Raw genomic sequence first — 15,837 nt, forward strand, 5'->3', positions numbered from 1 at the left:
GGGAAAGGGGGGAGAGGTCATGAACAAGAAAAATCGACCGTTGTACCTGGGCCTGATGGCAGGTTTGACGCTGATCGGCCTGGGGGTCAGTTACGACAGCTTGTGGTGCGACCCGCGCAGCGAGTTGAACAACCTGGCCGACAGCGATCCGCAGGCGCTGCACCGGCTCAGCCGCGACGGTGTCACCGTCGAGTTTGAAGCCCGGCCATTGGGCAGCGATGGGGTGCTGACTGAGGGGGCGTTTGCCAGTGTGCGTTTCAAAGTCACCGACCAGAACAGCGGCCAACCCCTGTCGGGGGTTTCCCCCGGCGCCTGGCTGGACCCGGCGCTGACCGGCGATGCCGCCAAGGACCGCAGTAACAGCTGCAAGGCGCGGGTGGCGCTGTTTCTCAAAAGCAGTATCGGCGCGCGGCCGTTGCTCGACCTTAACAGCTACTTCCTGCTGGTACTGAACAAGGACGCCAGCCTGACCGTGATCGATCCGTCGGTCTCGGTCGGCGGGGTCACCAGCACCCTGGCGCGCATCGAGCTGCCGGGCGTGCCCATGGATTGGACGGCCAGTAACGATGACAAACAGGTGTTCGTGTCGATGCCTGAACGCGGTGAAGTGGCGCTGATCGACACCGAGACCTTCCAGCGCGTAGGCAACATTGCGGCTGGCAAGCAGCCGTTGCGGGTGGCCTTGCAACCGGACCAGCGCCTGCTGTGGGTCGGCAACAACGCCAGCGATCCGGCACACAGCGGCGTTACGGTGATTGATGTAACCAGTCGCAAGAACATGAAGTTCTTTGCCACCGGCAGCGGTCATCACGAAATCGCGTTTAGTGCCGACTCACGTTTTGCCTTTGTCAGCAACCGCGACAGCGGCACCCTGAGTGTGATCGATGCCAGCCAAATGCGTCTGGTGAAAACCCTCAAGGTCGGCTCGCACCCATTGTCGGTTGCCTATTCGGCGCTGTCGCAGGCGGTTTATGTCGCTGATGGACGCGATGGCAGCATCAGCGTGATCGATGCGCGCAGCCATGAACTGCGTCACCGGATCGAGGGTAAGCAGGGACTGGGGCCGATGCGCTTCAGCAGCGACGGGCGCTTCGGCATCGTCCTCAACACCCTGGAAAGCCAGGCGTTGGTGATCGACGCCAGTACCGACCGCTTGATTCATAGCCTGCCGGTGGCCGCTGAACCCTACCAGCTGACCTTTACCAAGGCCTATGCCTACATTCGCGGGCTGGCTTCACCCAAAGTGACCATGGTCAACCTGAGCAGCCTCGGCGAGGGCCGCCAGCCGATCGTCCAGGGCTTCGATGCCGGCGCGGCCGCGCCGCGCCAGGCGGGCGATTTGCCGCTGGCTCAGGGCCTGAGCGTGGCCCGTGACGAGAACTCGGTGTTTGTGGTCAACCCGGTGGACAACACCACCTACTTCTATGCCGAAGGCATGAACGCACCGATGTCCGGCTACGCCAACCGTGGTCATAACGCTCGCGCGGCCTTGGTGGTCGACCGCAGCCTGCGTGAAGTGGCACCGGGGGTCTACAGCTCGACCATCAAACTGCCCGCCGCCGGCACTTTCGATGTGGCCTTCTTGCTCAATCAGCCGCAGATCATTCACTGCTTCAGCACTGAAGTGGCCGCTTCCCCCAGCGCCCCGCATCGGCTGTTGCCGCAGGTGGAGTTCATGCTTGAACCCTCGGTGGTGGTGCAGGGCAGCCCGTTCACCGCGCGCTTTCGGATCGTCGAAGGCAATGGCAGCCCGCGCAATGGCATCAAGGACCTGAGTGTGCGCTACTTCCTCGCGCCGTCCTCCCGGGCCCGTGATAGCCGCGTGCGTGAAGTCGGCGATGGGGTCTATGAAGCACCGCTGGAGCTGGCCGAGGCCGGTGCCTGGTATCTGCATGTGCAAGCGCCGTCTCTGGGTAGCGCCTTTGCCGAGAAAAACTACACCAGCCTGCGGGTACTGCCTGCCGCGGCTCAACAAGCGTCCGATTCGGGTTCAAGGAGTGTGCAATGAAAATGCTCGATCGCTGCAGACTGTTCAGCCTCTGCCTGTTGGCCGTCGGTTGTGGTTTCGCCCAGGCCCATGGCGGTGTCGATCACAGCGGCCATGATGATCACAGTGGCCATACCGCACCCGCCGCTCACCAGGAAAAGACCTCGGTGCGCTTTGCCGACGTCCAGCTGCTGGACCAGAACGGCATGCCGGTACGCCTGGAGAAGGACCTAGTGGCTGATCGCCTGGTGGTCATGGGCTTTATCTATACCAGCTGCACCACGGTGTGCCCGGTGGTGTCCTCGATCATGGCCAAGGTACAAAAACAACTGGGCGGTCGGGTTGGCGATGAGGTGCAACTGGTGTCGATCAGCGTTGACCCGCAGCGCGACGACTCCAAGCGTCTGCAAGACTATGCCAAGGCCTTTCAGGTCGGGCCGGGCTGGAGCTGGTTGACCGGTTCACCCTATGCAGTCAATGAAACCCTCAAGGGGCTGGGCAGCTTCAGCGCCAACCTCAGCGAGCATCCACCGTTGATTCTGGTAGGCGACGGTCGCAGTGGCAAATGGACGCGTTTCTACGGCTTTACCGATCCGGCGCTGTTGGTCAGCGAAATTGATCGCCTCAGTGCCCGCCGCGTGCATGCTAAACACACGGCGATCGCCCAGGAGGTGCAACCGTGAGCGCCGCGACTGCACGCAAATCGGTGATGCGCGGTAGCGATTGGCTGGCCTTGCTGGCTTGTCTGTGGATCTTGAGTTCGGTGGCGTTTGCCCATGAAGGGCATGCGCCCGAAGCCAGCACCGGCACCAGCACCAGCGCCGTCACACCGACAGTCGGCACCCATGATGCGCAGACCTACTTCACCGACAGCCTGGTGCAGGATCAGAACGGTCGCAGCCTGCGTTTCTACAGTGATGTGCTGAAGGATCGGGTGGTGCTGCTCAATGTCATCTTTACCCATTGCAACGATGCCTGCCCACTGATCACCCGCAAGTTGCGCGAGGTGCGCGAAGCGCTGGGCGAGGAGGCGGCAAGCAAGGTGACGTTTATCTCCTTGAGCAGCGACCCGACCAACGATACGCCAGAGGTGCTCAAGGCCTTCGCGCAAAAGCAGGGTGTTGACGGCCCCAACTGGCTGTTCCTGACCGCAGACAAGGCGCAGATGGACCTGGTGCTGATGCGCCTTGGTCACCTGATCCCCAGCCCCGAGCAACATTCCACTCAACTGATCGCTGGCGATGTGGCCAACAAACGCTGGAGCAAGATCCGCCCCGACGCACCGCCCGTGGCCATTGCCCAACGCCTGCAACTGCTCTCGCAACCCCTGGCCGGGCGTTGAACATCATGAGTATGGCGCTGCGTAGCGGGACCTTGCTGCTGATGTTGATCGCCAGCAGCGTTGCGCTGGCCCTGGACCTGACACCGGCGGAACTGGCGGGCAAACGTTTGTACCGCGAGGGCCTGTCGAGCAGCAATGCCCAGGTGTCGGCGCGGGTCGGTGCCGCCGACATGCTGGTGCCGGCCAGCGTCGTGCCCTGTGGCAGTTGCCATGGCGCCGATGGACTGGGGCGGGCCGAGGGCGGTGTGCGTCCACCGCCCCTGAGCTGGCAACGCATGGCGCTTGGGCAGGGGTTACGCAGGATCAATGGCCGAGCCTACCCGGCCTACACCGAGTCCAGTCTGACGCGGGCGATTCAGGAAGGCCGCGACCCGGCGGGAAATCGCCTGGACCCGGCGATGCCGCGCTTCGTTTTGAGCATGGCCGACCAGCGTAACCTCAATGCCTACCTAAAGCGTCTGGCCGATGACCGCGATCCGGGAGTGGAGGATCAGACCCTGCGCCTGGGTACGTTGCTGCCGGGCGAAGGTGCCTTGGCTGCGCCGGCACGGGTGGTGGCGGCAGTGCTTGAAGACCGTATCAAGCAACTCAACCAGCAAGGCGGTATTCATGGCCGGCAATTGCAGTTGATCAACGTCGATCCCGGGGCTGATCTGGCCAGTGCCGAGCAGGCGCTCAAGCGATTGCTCGAGCAGGAGCAGGTGTTTGCCCTGATTTCGCCGCTGGCGCCAGCGCTGGATGCGACTCTGGCGACCCGTCTGGAGCAAGCGCGGGTGCCGTTGATTGGGGCGGCGCCGCTGCTGACCCAGAGCACGCAGATCTTTGACCCGCTACCGGGGCTGGAGGAGCAGTTGCTCAGCCTGGCCGACTACGCCCAGGTCAACCTGGCGCTGCCACAGGCCGATACGCGGATTATCTACGCCGATCCGGGCCTGGCCAGCCTGGCCCGGCACCTTGAGCAGCAGCTGCAACGCCGCGGCTGGCGTGAGGTCAAGGCCCAGGCCTTGGCCGGGCAGGCGCCAGAGGGGCAGGCGCTGTTCTTTCTTGGTCAGACCGAAGATTTCGCCCGCCTGACCACACAACTGCAGCAGGTAGGTCGCACGCCCTACCTGTTTGCCGCGGCCAATCAGGTCTCCAGCCAGTTGCCGCAAGTGCCTGCGGCGTGGTCGCGACGGCTGTTCCTGGCCTATCCCTTCGTGCCCGATGACTGGACGGCGGCGGGGCGCCAGGCGCTGACCGACCTGCGCCTGCGCCAGGGCCTGGACGGCCGCCAGGGTGTTTTGCAGGTCAGCACCTGGTGCGCGGTGCAACTGCTCGGTGACGCCCTCAAGCGCGTCGGGCGTGATGCCAGCCGCGAAAAGCTGATCCAGGCGCTGGAGGGCCTGCACGATGTGCAAACTGGCCTCACTCCGCCACTGAGCTTTGGTCCGGGGCGCCGTCAGGGGCTGGCCGGGGCTCATGTGGTGACCCTGGAAATGCCCGGCCCGGTGTTTTATCCGGTGGCGGCCTATCGCCCTGTCGCTGAGGTGAATGAGCCATGAAGCTGCTCACTTTGTTGTTGTGTCTGGTGGCGCTGCAGGTACAGGCCCAGGACGGACCACTGGCAGCCCAGGTCAACGGCGTGCCGATCAGCCAGATGCGTCTGGAGCGCTATTTTACCGACTACCTGCAAGCCCAGGGCCGGGCCCTGACCAGCATTCGCAACCCCAGCGTGTACAAGCGCTTGCGTGAGCAGGCGCTGGATGATCTGATCGACAAGGAACTGCTCTGGCAGGAAGCCCAGCGTCAGGGGATCAAGATCAGCGACAGTGAGGTGAATGCGCAGATCGAGCAACTGCGTCAGGCGCTGGGCACTGGCAAAAGCTTTGAGCAGCGTCTGGCCGATGCCGGTTTCGATAGCAACAGCTTTGCTGACTACACCCGCCATGAACTGGCCGCGCAGCAGGTATTCATGCAGGCCTCTCAGGTTCCGGAGCCAGATCCGGTCGAGGTCCGTGCTTTCTACCTGGCCAATGCGAATTCTTTGCAACAGGCACAGAACCAAAACGCTACTACCTCTGTCGAAGATGAGCAGGGGCTGGAACTGGCAAAACGTCTACTGGTCGACCAACAACAGGCGCAGGCGCGCCACGCCTTGCTGCAGCGTCTGCGTGACGCCGGGCAGGTGCAGCGGCTTGATTGACGAATCATCGGCCCCCCAATGTTGGGGACACCAATAGAGGCAAAACGCCAGCTGCCCCCCAGGATTGGGGAAGGGGCCATGGCCCATTTGCGTCTATTCTTAAAGAATCAACGACATAGCACATTGATAAGCGGTGTCTCTGGTCTGGCACGAAGCATGCGTAAGCCTCTACAAGGTCGCACTTCGCCAGACCGGGAAACCGGGCCTGTGGTGCTTGAAGGAGTCGATCTTGGTTAACACAGTTTTGGTAGTCGATGACGAACAGACCCTTGCGGGCAATATCCAGGCTTACCTGGATGCGCAAGGCCTGAACGTCCATGTTGCCTACGACGGAGTCAGTGCCATCGGTGAAGCCGAGCGCATCCAACCCGACGTGATAGTGCTCGATTATCGCTTGCCCGACATGGAGGGGTTTCAGGTACTGGAGGCTGTGCGCAAGAGCAGGAACTGTCATTTCGTGCTGATCACTGCCCACCCGACCGCCGAGGTCCGTGAGCGTGCCAACCAGCTGGGCGTCAGTCATATCCTGTTCAAGCCTTTTCCGCTGGCGGAACTGGCCCGTGCAGTCAACGACCTGATGGGCATCAAGCGAAAGATCGAGAGTGAGGGCAACGCGGACACAGGGTTCGTCGAACGGCGCCAGGGCAGGAGTGAGAGTTTTCCCCTGCAGTTGTTCGACGGTAGTTGGGTTTTTGCTGATCGCCGACGCAATGGCGTGAGGAAGCCGGAACCGGACGACGACCAACTGCTCACTGGGGAATAGCGCGCGAGCAGACCTGAACATGGCTTGCCGCGCCCCGCGCTGGAGAGCAAGTCATGGAAACCGTGTCGCTCGCTGTTGTCTCCACCCAGGAATGCCTCCCCGCACCCCTTGGGCGTGAATTGCTGGCCCAGGCACGCGCCACTGCCGAACTGAGCGCCGAACGCCTGCTCGATACCCTGCAACGCTTGAGCGGCCTGAATCCCGCCGAATTCGTCGGCTGTCTTGGCGCCACCCTGCATTACCCCGTACTCGACAGCCAGGCATTGTTCGCCGCCACGCCGTTGTTCGACCGGGTCAGCCTGGCCCAATGCCTGAAGCGCGAATTCCTCTTGCTCGAACTTGACGGCCAGGCCCTGGGCGTATTCGCCGATCCCTTCGACACCGCGCGACTGGCCTGGATCGATGAGTGCCTGCAAGGTGCGCCGCTGTACCTGGTCGAGGCCGCTGACCTTGCCGGTTTCCTTGCCCGCCACGAAGAAAGCTTTCACGCCGTCGACTCGCTAGACACCGAAAGCGAGGCGGTCAACGAACTCGACACTCTGCAAAGCCTGTCGCTGGCCAGCATCAGCGAAGACCAGAGCCGGGTGGTCAAACTGGTCAACTCGACGCTCTATGACGCCCTGAAGATGCACGCCAGCGACATCCACCTGGGGGTGACCGGCACTGGTCTGGTGATCAAGTACCGCATCGATGGTGTGCTCAACAGCATCAGCAAGGTCAGTGGCAGCGAGTTCGCCGAACAGGTGATCTCACGGATCAAGGTCATGGCCGAGCTGGACATCGGTGAAAAGCGCGTGCCCCAGGACGGCCGCTTCAAAATTGGTATCAGCGCCCGCCAGATCGACTTTCGTGTGTCGATCATGCCGAGCATTTTCGGTGAGGATGCGGTGTTGCGGGTTCTCGACAAACAGGACCTGGCCGATCGCGTCAGCGGCGTCCAGCTGCAAGCGCTGGGCTTCGAAGACCAGACCCTGCGCAGTTTGCGCCGGCTGGCCAACGAGCCCTACGGCATGATTCTGGTCACCGGCCCCACCGGCAGCGGCAAGACCACCACCCTCTACGCCATGATCAGCGAGATCAACCACGGCGTGGACAAGATCATCACCATCGAAGACCCGGTTGAATACCAGCTGCCGGGGGTGCTGCAGATTCCGGTCAACGAGAAAAAAGGCCTGACCTTCGCCCGTGGCCTGCGTTCGATCCTGCGCCATGACCCGGACAAGATCATGGTCGGCGAGATCCGCGACCCGGACACCGCACAGATCGCCGTGCAGTCGGCGCTGACCGGGCACTTGGTGTTCACCACCATCCACGCCAACAACGTGTTCGATGTGATCGGCCGCTTCAGCCAGATGCAGGTCGATCCCTACAGCTTCGTTTCCGCCCTCAACGCCGTGCTGGCCCAGCGCCTGATTCGCCTGGTCTGCCCGCACTGCGCCAGCCCCCACCAGCCCAGTGATGAAGAACTCAGCCTTTCCGGCCTGGAAGCGGGGCAGGTGGACCATTACCGGTTTGTTCAGGGCAGCGGTTGCGGCCAGTGCCGTGGCAGCGGTTATCGCGGGCGTACGGCGATCGCCGAACTGCTGCACCTGGACGATGAACTGCGGCAAATGATTGTTGAACGTCGGCCTCTGGCGCAGATCAGGGCCCTGGCCTGTCAACGCGGCCTGCGCCTGCTGCGCAGCTCGGCACTGGAACTGGTGCGCGATGGCCGGACCACTCTGGAGGAGATCAATCGTGTCACATTTGTCGCCTGATCGTTTTATCGCCGTGCTCGGCGCCCAGGGTGTCGGTCTGTGCCAACGCCTGGGATCGGAACAACACTGGCTGGGCAGCCAGGGCTTTATCGCCGAACGCAGCCAGGCCGCCACGCTCGCCCTGGACACGTTGCACAGCCTGCTGGCTGAACAGCCGTGCAAGGGCGCCGAACTGCAGCTGTTGCTGTCGGCGCAATACTGCCGCTTCTGCATCGTGCCCTGGAGTGCTGCCATCAGCCGTCCTGATGAGCTGCAGCAGTATGCCCGGGCGTGCTTTGAGGCCCATTACGGGCAGAGCCTGGATGGCTGGCGCCTGGTGGTGTCACCGGAGGCGGCAGGGCTTGCTCGAATCGCCACGGCGGTGCCGGAAACCTTGCTGCAACGGCTGCACGATCATTGCCGTGACCTGGGGCTGCGCCTGCGCTCGGTTCGCCCTTACCTGATGGCGGCCTATAACCGCTTTGCCGAACAACTGGGCCAGCGTGACTTCCTCTTTGTGCTCGCCGAGCCACAACGCACGGTGTGCCTGCTGGCGCAGAACGGCGTCTGGCAGCAGGTCAGTGCCCAAGGCGGCAACGACAGCGACGCCGCGCTGCAAGCGCTGATTGCCCGTCAGTGCGAGCTCAATGCCCAGGGCCGCGCGCTGCCGGTGTTCCTGCATGCACCGGGCCGCCAGGAGCAGCGTCCGGCGTTGGAGGGCGTGCAGCTATGCGAGCTGGGCGGCGTCGCAGCGGACGTGCTGTGCCGCATGACTTGGGCGGTGGCCTGAAATGCGCCGTCTGGAGCTGGACTTTCAGCCTCGGCGCACGGCCCTGTCGGCCTGGGTGCTGCTGGGTGTCGGTGTCAGCCTGTTGGCTGCTGCCGTTGTCCTTGCGCAAGGGGTCGACCAGCAGCAGGCCGCGCTTGATCAACAACTGGAGGCGTTCGAGCGGCAACTGGGCAAGCGCCCTGAGCACGTCACGTCGCTGACCCCGGCGCAGAGCCGCGAGCAAGCCGAGAAGCTGGCGCAGATGCGCAGTGTCTCACAGCAACTGCAGCGGCCCTGGGAACGTCTGTTCGACATGCTTGAGGCGTTGCCCCAGGACGATGTGGCGCTACTGACCCTGACCCCCGATGCGCGTAAGGGCCAGGTCCGCATCAGCGCCGAGGCCCGCGACCTGGAAGCCATGCTGACCTTCCACAAGCGCCTGGAAGCCAGTGACGAACTGCGCGATGTGTCGTTGCTCAATCACGAAATCATGGCCAAGCAGGCCGAGCATCCGGTGCAGTTCAACCTGTCCGCCACTTGGGAGATCGGCAATGCGCATCCATAGCCTGATTGTTCATGAGCGTGCACGGCAGCTGGGTGTGGTTGGCCTGGCGGGTGGCGCTCTGGTACTGCTGTCCTTGCTGTATGGCGCGGCGGTTGTGCTGCCGCAATGGCAACAGTTGCAACAGCAGCAGCTGCGCAGCGAGCAAGCCCAGGCACAGTTACAGCAGCTCAAGCGTGGCGACCTGAAACTGCCGCAAGTACCGCAACGCGAGCTGGAAGACTTCCACAAACAGCTGCCGGCCCAGCCACAGGCCACCGTGGCCATCGACCGTATCTACAGCCTGGCCAAGGCCGAGCGCATCAGCCTGGCCCGCGGTGAGTACGCCCTTGGGGTGGACCCGAAAACCCAGTTGGCGCGCTACCAGATTCTCTTGCCGGTACGTGGCAGCTACCCGCAGATCCGCCGCTTCGTTCACGCCTTGCTCGGTCAGTTGCCGGCCCTGGTGCTGGAAGAGGTTGACCTGCAGCGCAAGAAGATCGGCGACAGCGAGCTGACCGGACGCCTGCGTATGACCCTTTATCTGTCGAGGTCATGATGAATACTCAACGCCGCCTGGCCTGGCTGGCCTTTCTCGGATCTGCTGCCGCACTGGCATGGGCTCCGGGTTACTTCTTCGACGACGAGTCCACTGACGACCCAGCTGTGGTCGCCGTCGCCGACAAGGCCACAGTCGTCGCCAGCGACGCCGCCCAGAGTGCCAAGCCCACGGCCCTGAAACTGCGCGACCTGTTCCCGAGCAAGAGCTGGAAGCCGGCGGCACAGTTGGCCACGGTCACCGAACAGCCCGTTATCGTCGCGCCAGTGGCCTTGCCTCCCGCAGCACCGGCGTTGCCCTTTCAGTTCGTTGGCCGTCTGGATGATCGCGACGATCAACAAGTGTTCCTGCAAAGCGGCGAGAAACTCTACGTCGTGCGCCGCGGCGATGTGATTGATGACGTTTACCGGATCGAGCACATCTCCGCCACGGAGCTGAGCCTGGTCTACCTGCCGTTGCACTTGTCCCAGACTTTGTCTGTAGGGAGCGCACCATGATTTCGTCCAGGCACTGCAACAAGGCGCCATTCTTGATGCTTGCACTTTGCGTCGCCCTGGCCGGTTGCGGCACCAGTGGCGTGCGCAAGGATGGCCAGGCGTTGATCGCTGAAGGGCAATACGAAGCAGGTGTCGCCATGCTTGAGGAGGCACTGAAGGAGAATCCACGCGACACCGAGCTGAACATTGCCGTGATCCAGGGCCGTCGTCAGTCGATTGAAGCCTTGCTGACCCAGGCCGACAGCGATCGCAGCCGCCATGATTTCCCCGGGGCACGCATGGGCTACGGGCGGGTGCTGACCCTGGAACCAAACAACCGTAGGGCCCAGGAGGGGGTACGCCAGATCGAGCAGATCGACAACATCGGTGAGCGCGTGGCCCTCGGCCAGGCGGCGTTGCGTCAAGGCGATCTGTTTGGCGCCGAGCGGCATATGCGCGAAGTCCTCTTGCTCGATCCGCAGAACCAGGAGGGCCTGGCCCTGCGCAAGGATATAGAACTGGTGCAGAGCCGCACCGCGCAGCCCAATCCGCAGTTGCGGACCAGGATGGAGCGCCCTGTCACCCTGGAGTTTCGTGACGCCAACTTGAAAACCATCTTCGAGGTGCTGTCGCAAGTTGCCGGGCTCAACTTCATCTTCGACAAGGACATGCGTGCGGACATGAAGGCCACTATCTTCGTACGCGACGTGCGCATTGAAGATGCTGTGGCACTGTTGCTGGAGCAGAACCAGCTGCACCAGAAAGTGGTGAACGACAACACCTTGCTGATCTACCCGGACTCGCCGCAGAAGACCAAGGATTACCAGGAACTGGTGATGCGCACCTTCTACCTGACCAGCATCGATTCCAACACGGCGCTGAATATGGTCAAGACCATGCTCAAGACCCGCGACGTGTTCGTCGATGAGCGCCTCAACACCCTGACCATGCGCGATACCCCCGACGCGGTGCGCATGGCCGAGAAGCTGCTGCAGTCGCAAGATCAGTCCAACCCGGAAGTGGTGCTGGAAGTGGAGGTGATGGAGGTGGCCCGCTCGCGGATCCTTGAACTTGGCCTGCAGTGGCCCAACACCTTCGGGGTGCTCAACGAAGACGGCAAGTCAGTGACCACGCTCGATCAGCTGCGCGGTATCGATTCTTCGCGGATCACCATCTCGCCGTCGCCGCAGGCCAAGATCAACGCCCAGGACAATGACATCAATACCCTGGCAAGCCCGGTGATCCGCGTCAGCAACCGCGAGCAGGCGCGCATTCACATCGGTCAGCGGGTGCCGATTGTCAGCGCTACTTCAGTACCTTCGACTCAAGGGCCGGTGATCACCGAAAGCATCACCTACCTGGATGTCGGTCTCAAGCTTGAAGTCACCCCAGTGGTGCATCTGAACAACGAAGTGGCGATCAAGGTGTCTCTCGAGGTCAGCAACGCCAAGCCGCTGGAACCCACTCGCCAAGGCACCATTCCGGTCCAGGTCGACACCCGCAACGCCCAGACCAGCCTGCGTCTGCATGACGGCGAAACCCAGGTGCTGGCGGGGCTGGTACGTAATGACGACGGTGCCAGTGGCAACAAGATTCCGTTGCTCGGTGACATCCCCGGGTTGGGCCGGCTGTTCGGCAGCAACCGCAATGACAAGAGCCAATCGGAGCTGGTGCTGTCGATCACCCCGCGCATCGTGCGCAACCTGCCGTACCAGAGCCCGTCGGATATGGAGTTCCCATCCGGCACCGAAACCAGCATGCAGATCCGCAACCTCAATCGCCCGATCGAGGTCGATGACGAGCAGCCGCTGGCCGCTGTGCCTACTGCGGTGAGGCCTTAAATCATGAAACGCTCGATGGCAGGCTTCAGCCTGATCGAAGTGATGCTGACCCTGGCGCTGCTCGGGTTGCTGGCCTCGATTGCCGCACCGCTGACCGAAACCCTGGTGCGCCGGGGCAAGGAGCAGGAGCTGAAAACCGCGTTGTATCAGATCCGCGATGCCATTGACGCCTACAAACGCGCCTTCGACGCCGGCTACATCGAAAAATCGCTCAATGCCAGCGGCTACCCACCCAGCCTGCAGGTGTTGGTGGACGGCGTGCGCGATGTGCGCAGCGCCAAAGGTGCCAAGTTCTATTTCCTGCGGCGCATCCCTCACGACCCGTTGCTCAGCCACAAGAAAGACGACGAAGGGGGTTGGGGGCTGCGTGCTTACGACAGTTCGGCGCAAAGCCCGCGTGAAGGGGAGGACGTCTTCGACGTTTACTCCAAGGCGCCGGGCAAGGGTCTTAACGGCATCGCCTACGGACAATGGTGACCAGCATGCGACGCAACCAAGGCTTTACCCTGATCGAGTTGCTGGTGGTGATGGCGATCATCGCCACCTTGATGACCATTGCCATGCCGCGCTACTTCCAGAGCCTGGAAACCTCGCGCGAGGCCACCCTGCGTCAAAGCCTGGCGGTAATGCGCGAAGCCCTGGATCATTACTACGGCGACACCGGACGCTACCCCGAGTCGCTGGAGCAACTGGTCGAACAGCGCTACCTGCGCAATGCCCCACTGGACCCGATCACCGAGCGCCGCGATCTGTGGCAGGTGGTGGCACCACCGGAAGGCGTGGCAGGTTCGGTGGCCGATATCAAGAGCGGTGCAACCGGGAGGGCGCGTGATGGCAGCCTATATGCCGAGTGGTAGCGCCGCCGAGGCGGGCTTCACTTACCTGGGGGTGCTGTTGCTGATCGCGGTGACTGGCATCGCTCTGGGCTCAACCGTCAGCCTGTGGTCGACCCAGGCTCTGCGCGAACGCGAACGCGACCTGCTCTGGGTCGGCACTCAGTATGCCCAGGCCCTGCGTAGTTACTATCGCGATTCGCCAGGCCTGGCGCTGTACCCACAGACCCTGGACGAACTGCTCGAAGACCCGCGCTATCCCAACCCCAAGCGCCACCTGCGCCGGTTGTACCCCGATCCAATCACTGGCAGCGACGACTGGGGGCTGCTGCGCTCCATCGACGGGCGCATCACCGGGGTGTATAGCCAGTCTGATCTGACTCCGCTGAAACAGACCGGCTTTGCCGCCCAGTGGTCGGACTTCGAAGGCCTGGCACATTACTCCGACTGGCAGTTCGTGGCGCAAAAGGCCTTTTCCGAATCCGCCGCCGGTGCTCGCAAGGGCCTGGCCCAGGGAGCAGGGCAATGAACCGCCAACTGACGGCCTGCGCCCTGGCTCTGGTGCTGCTGGCTGGCAGCGCCCGCGGCGGCGCCGAAGACGAGATGATGGGTTTTATCGTCGACAACACCATCTCGCACATCGGCCACGACTTTTATTACAGCTTTGCCGAGCGGCTGCGTGCCACCAGCCGCCTGGATTTCAACCTGGTGGTACGCGAACGGCCGGACGCACGCTGGGGCAGCCTGGTAACGGTCGAGTACGAGCAACGTGTGATCTACCGGCGCTTTCTGCCACCCAATACCACCGAGCTGAAGGACGCCGCTTATGAGGCGGCTGACCTGGTCAAGGCGCAGATCATCCAGCGCAAGCTGCAGATGCTGCTGCAGGACACCACCGATCTTGAGAGGGACGAGCTATGAACAACAAAAATACCTGCCGCCTGGCCTCCTTGGTCCTGCTGACTGCCCTGGGCAGCCAGGCCACAGCTACCGAACTGGTGTACACCCCGGTCAACCCGGCGTTTGGCGGCAACCCGCTGAACGGCACCTGGTTGCTCAACAACGCCCAGGCACAGAACGACCATGAGGACCCGGCGATCAAGGACCGTGCCTCGGCACTGGCTGGCACCTCGGCCCTGGAGCGTTTCACCAGCCAGCTCGAGTCGCGCCTGCTGTCGCAATTGCTCAACAACATCAATAACGGCACCACCGGCAGCCTGCAGACAGACGCCTTCATCATCAACGTGCTCGATGACTCCGGGGCCTTGACCATTGAGATCACCGACCGTGCAACAGGCGAAATTTCAGAAGTTCTGGTGAACGGCCTGAACCCTTGAAGGGTTGCGGCAATGGGGAGTGACAATCATGAAACGATTTCTGACCACACTGCTGATCCTCGCCACCCTGCAAGGCTGCAGCCTGCGCGAACCGATGCCGGCCGAGCAGGACAGTGAAAGCCCGACGCTTACCCCGCGGGCCTCGACCTACTATGACCTGCTCAACATGCCGCGACCCAAGGGCCGGCTGATGGCGGTGGTGTATGGCTTCCGTGACCAGACCGGGCAATACAAGCCAACCCCGGCCAGCTCATTCTCGACCAGCGTCACCCAAGGCGCGGCGAGCATGCTGATGGATGCCCTGCAGGCCAGTGGCTGGTTCGTGGTATTGGAGCGCGAAGGACTGCAGAACCTGCTGACCGAGCGCAAGATCATCCGTGCGTCGCAGAAAAAGCCTGACACACCGGTGAACATCCAGGGTGAACTGCCACCGTTGCAGGCGGCCAACCTGATGCTTGAAGGCGGCATCATCGCCTACGACACCAACGTGCGCAGTGGCGGCGAAGGGGCGCGCTACCTGGGTATCGATATCTCCCGCGAGTACCGGGTCGATCAGGTGTCGGTCAACCTGCGGGCAGTGGATGTGCGCAGCGGTCAGGTGCTGGCCAACGTCATGACCAGCAAGACCATCTACTCGGTCGGGCGCAGCGCCGGGGTGTTCAAATTCATCGAGTTCAAGAAACTGCTAGAAGCCGAGGTCGGCTACACCACCAACGAGCCTGCGCAGCTGTGTGTGCTGTCGGCCATCGAATCGGCGGTGGGACATCTGCTGGCCCAAGGTATCGAGCGGCGCTTGTGGCAGGTGGCGGGCGATAGCAGCGGTGACAATGCGACCCTGGACAAGTACCTGAGCCAGTATCAAACCCCGAGAGTGGGAGCAGGCAACATCGGTGGGCGCGGGCTTGCTGTGGGAACGGGCTTGCCCCGCGATTGAGGCCTGGCAGCCACATCGCACCGCAGGGCAAGCCCGCTCCCACCAGGGGTATCTGCCCCACCCAATTGTCAGTGTGTCGGGCAGCCTTGTTCCTTGACGATCCGTTTGCTCGACGCCGGATACTTCGCCAGCTTCGCCGCCGCTCGCGGCGGTCGCTTGACCAGCTCACCCCCACAGTTGGGGCACTGGCCCTTGAGCTGACGCTCATTACAGTCCTTGCAAAATGTGCATTCGAACGAGCAGATCAGTGCATCCTGGCTGTCGCCGGGCAGGTCACAGCCGCAGCATTCACAGTTGGGGCGCAGTTCGAGCATGGTCAGGTCCTCGGTCAGGGGCGATAGAGAGGGCCAAAGTCAATGGCCTGTATCTGTTGGAGAATACCACCAAGGTTATCGAGCCCGGCTGGGGCTTTCACACAATGTTTGGTTGATCCTGTTGCGGGTAGGAGGCCTCCTGCGTGATAAGCGGAGCTTTCGCTTATTGCGATCTGGTGGCTAGTACCTACTATAGGGTCGAAGAAAAAATGTGAAATCTGAT

19 protein-coding genes are annotated in these 15,837 nt (G+C 62.5%); 18 read left to right on the top strand and 1 reads right to left on the bottom strand.

The features are described from left to right. Positions 1–19 precede the first annotated feature (19 nt). The 18 genes from C6382_RS07865 (at position 20) to C6382_RS07950 (ending at position 15,300) form a co-directional block, all read left to right on the top strand. Positions 20–2,008 carry a cytochrome D1 domain-containing protein gene (locus C6382_RS07865; RefSeq protein WP_107023948.1) on the top strand — a complete coding sequence of 663 codons (1,989 nt, stop codon included), beginning with the start codon at positions 20–22 and terminating at the stop codon, positions 2,006–2,008. 2 nt (positions 2,009–2,010) lie between these two features. Further along, complete coding sequence (locus C6382_RS07870) at positions 2,011–2,670, top strand: SCO family protein (RefSeq protein WP_107024087.1); 660 nt, start codon at positions 2,011–2,013, stop codon at positions 2,668–2,670. A 26-nt stretch (positions 2,671–2,696) separates the two neighbouring features. Continuing rightward, complete coding sequence (locus tag C6382_RS07875; RefSeq protein WP_107024088.1) at positions 2,697–3,329, top strand: SCO family protein; 633 nt, start codon at positions 2,697–2,699, stop codon at positions 3,327–3,329. A 5-nt stretch (positions 3,330–3,334) separates the two neighbouring features. Beyond that, positions 3,335–4,870, top strand: coding sequence for an ABC transporter substrate-binding protein (locus tag C6382_RS07880; RefSeq protein ID WP_256589040.1), 1,536 nt, complete (start codon positions 3,335–3,337; stop codon positions 4,868–4,870). Next, positions 4,867–5,511, top strand: a complete 645-nt coding sequence (locus tag C6382_RS07885) for a SurA N-terminal domain-containing protein (protein WP_107023949.1) — start codon at positions 4,867–4,869, stop codon at positions 5,509–5,511. The genes C6382_RS07880 and C6382_RS07885 overlap by 4 nt, the downstream gene beginning before the upstream one ends. Positions 5,512–5,740: 229 nt before the next feature. After that, positions 5,741–6,274 (top strand): response regulator, encoded by a 534-nt coding sequence (locus tag C6382_RS07890; protein ID WP_107023950.1) that lies wholly within the window; start codon positions 5,741–5,743, stop codon positions 6,272–6,274. Positions 6,275–6,327: 53 nt separating this feature from the next. Then, positions 6,328–8,031, top strand: coding sequence for a GspE/PulE family protein (locus C6382_RS07895; RefSeq protein ID WP_107023951.1), 1,704 nt, complete (start codon positions 6,328–6,330; stop codon positions 8,029–8,031). Next, positions 7,982–8,800 (top strand): hypothetical protein, encoded by an 819-nt coding sequence (locus C6382_RS07900; protein ID WP_371919582.1) that lies wholly within the window; start codon positions 7,982–7,984, stop codon positions 8,798–8,800. The genes C6382_RS07895 and C6382_RS07900 overlap by 50 nt, the downstream gene beginning before the upstream one ends. A gap of 1 nt (position 8,801) precedes the next feature. Beyond that, positions 8,802–9,344 carry a PilN domain-containing protein gene (locus C6382_RS07905; RefSeq protein WP_107023953.1) on the top strand — a complete coding sequence of 181 codons (543 nt, stop codon included), beginning with the start codon at positions 8,802–8,804 and terminating at the stop codon, positions 9,342–9,344. Further along, complete coding sequence (gene pilO, locus C6382_RS07910) at positions 9,331–9,879, top strand: type 4a pilus biogenesis protein PilO (RefSeq protein WP_107023954.1); 549 nt, start codon at positions 9,331–9,333, stop codon at positions 9,877–9,879. The genes C6382_RS07905 and pilO overlap by 14 nt, the downstream gene beginning before the upstream one ends. Then, on the top strand, positions 9,879–10,376 hold the full coding sequence (locus C6382_RS07915; protein WP_107023955.1) for a hypothetical protein: 498 nt from the start codon (positions 9,879–9,881) through the stop codon (positions 10,374–10,376). The genes pilO and C6382_RS07915 overlap by 1 nt, the downstream gene beginning before the upstream one ends. Further along, a complete protein-coding gene (locus C6382_RS07920) occupies positions 10,373–12,196 on the top strand; it encodes a secretin N-terminal domain-containing protein (RefSeq protein ID WP_107023956.1) in 1,824 nt (607 codons plus the stop codon). Before C6382_RS07915 ends, C6382_RS07920 begins: the two co-directional genes overlap by 4 nt. A gap of 3 nt (positions 12,197–12,199) precedes the next feature. After that, a complete protein-coding gene (locus C6382_RS07925) occupies positions 12,200–12,673 on the top strand; it encodes a type II secretion system protein (protein ID WP_107023957.1) in 474 nt (157 codons plus the stop codon). Positions 12,674–12,678: 5 nt separating this feature from the next. Further along, positions 12,679–13,053 carry a type II secretion system protein gene (locus C6382_RS07930; protein WP_107024090.1) on the top strand — a complete coding sequence of 125 codons (375 nt, stop codon included), beginning with the start codon at positions 12,679–12,681 and terminating at the stop codon, positions 13,051–13,053. Continuing rightward, positions 13,028–13,558, top strand: coding sequence for a type II secretion system protein (locus tag C6382_RS07935; protein WP_107023958.1), 531 nt, complete (start codon positions 13,028–13,030; stop codon positions 13,556–13,558). The genes C6382_RS07930 and C6382_RS07935 overlap by 26 nt, the downstream gene beginning before the upstream one ends. Next, a complete protein-coding gene (gene csgE, locus C6382_RS07940; RefSeq protein ID WP_107023959.1) occupies positions 13,555–13,950 on the top strand; it encodes a curli production assembly/transport protein CsgE in 396 nt (131 codons plus the stop codon). The genes C6382_RS07935 and csgE overlap by 4 nt, the downstream gene beginning before the upstream one ends. Then, positions 13,947–14,366 (top strand): curli assembly protein CsgF, encoded by a 420-nt coding sequence (locus C6382_RS07945; RefSeq protein ID WP_107023960.1) that lies wholly within the window; start codon positions 13,947–13,949, stop codon positions 14,364–14,366. Before csgE ends, C6382_RS07945 begins: the two co-directional genes overlap by 4 nt. A 28-nt stretch (positions 14,367–14,394) precedes the next feature. Beyond that, positions 14,395–15,300: a CsgG/HfaB family protein gene (locus C6382_RS07950; protein ID WP_256589041.1), complete on the top strand. Its 906-nt coding sequence runs from the start codon at positions 14,395–14,397 to the stop codon at positions 15,298–15,300. 68 nt (positions 15,301–15,368) lie between these two features. On the opposite strand, the gene C6382_RS07955 is transcribed toward C6382_RS07950, so the two are convergent. Beyond that, on the bottom strand, positions 15,369–15,614 hold the full coding sequence (locus C6382_RS07955) for a DUF1272 domain-containing protein (protein ID WP_107023961.1): 246 nt from the start codon (positions 15,612–15,614) through the stop codon (positions 15,369–15,371). Positions 15,615–15,837: the final 223 nt, after the last annotated feature.

Source organism: Pseudomonas sp. BBP2017, from assembly GCF_003024385.1.
GTDB lineage: Bacteria > Pseudomonadota > Gammaproteobacteria > Pseudomonadales > Pseudomonadaceae > Aquipseudomonas.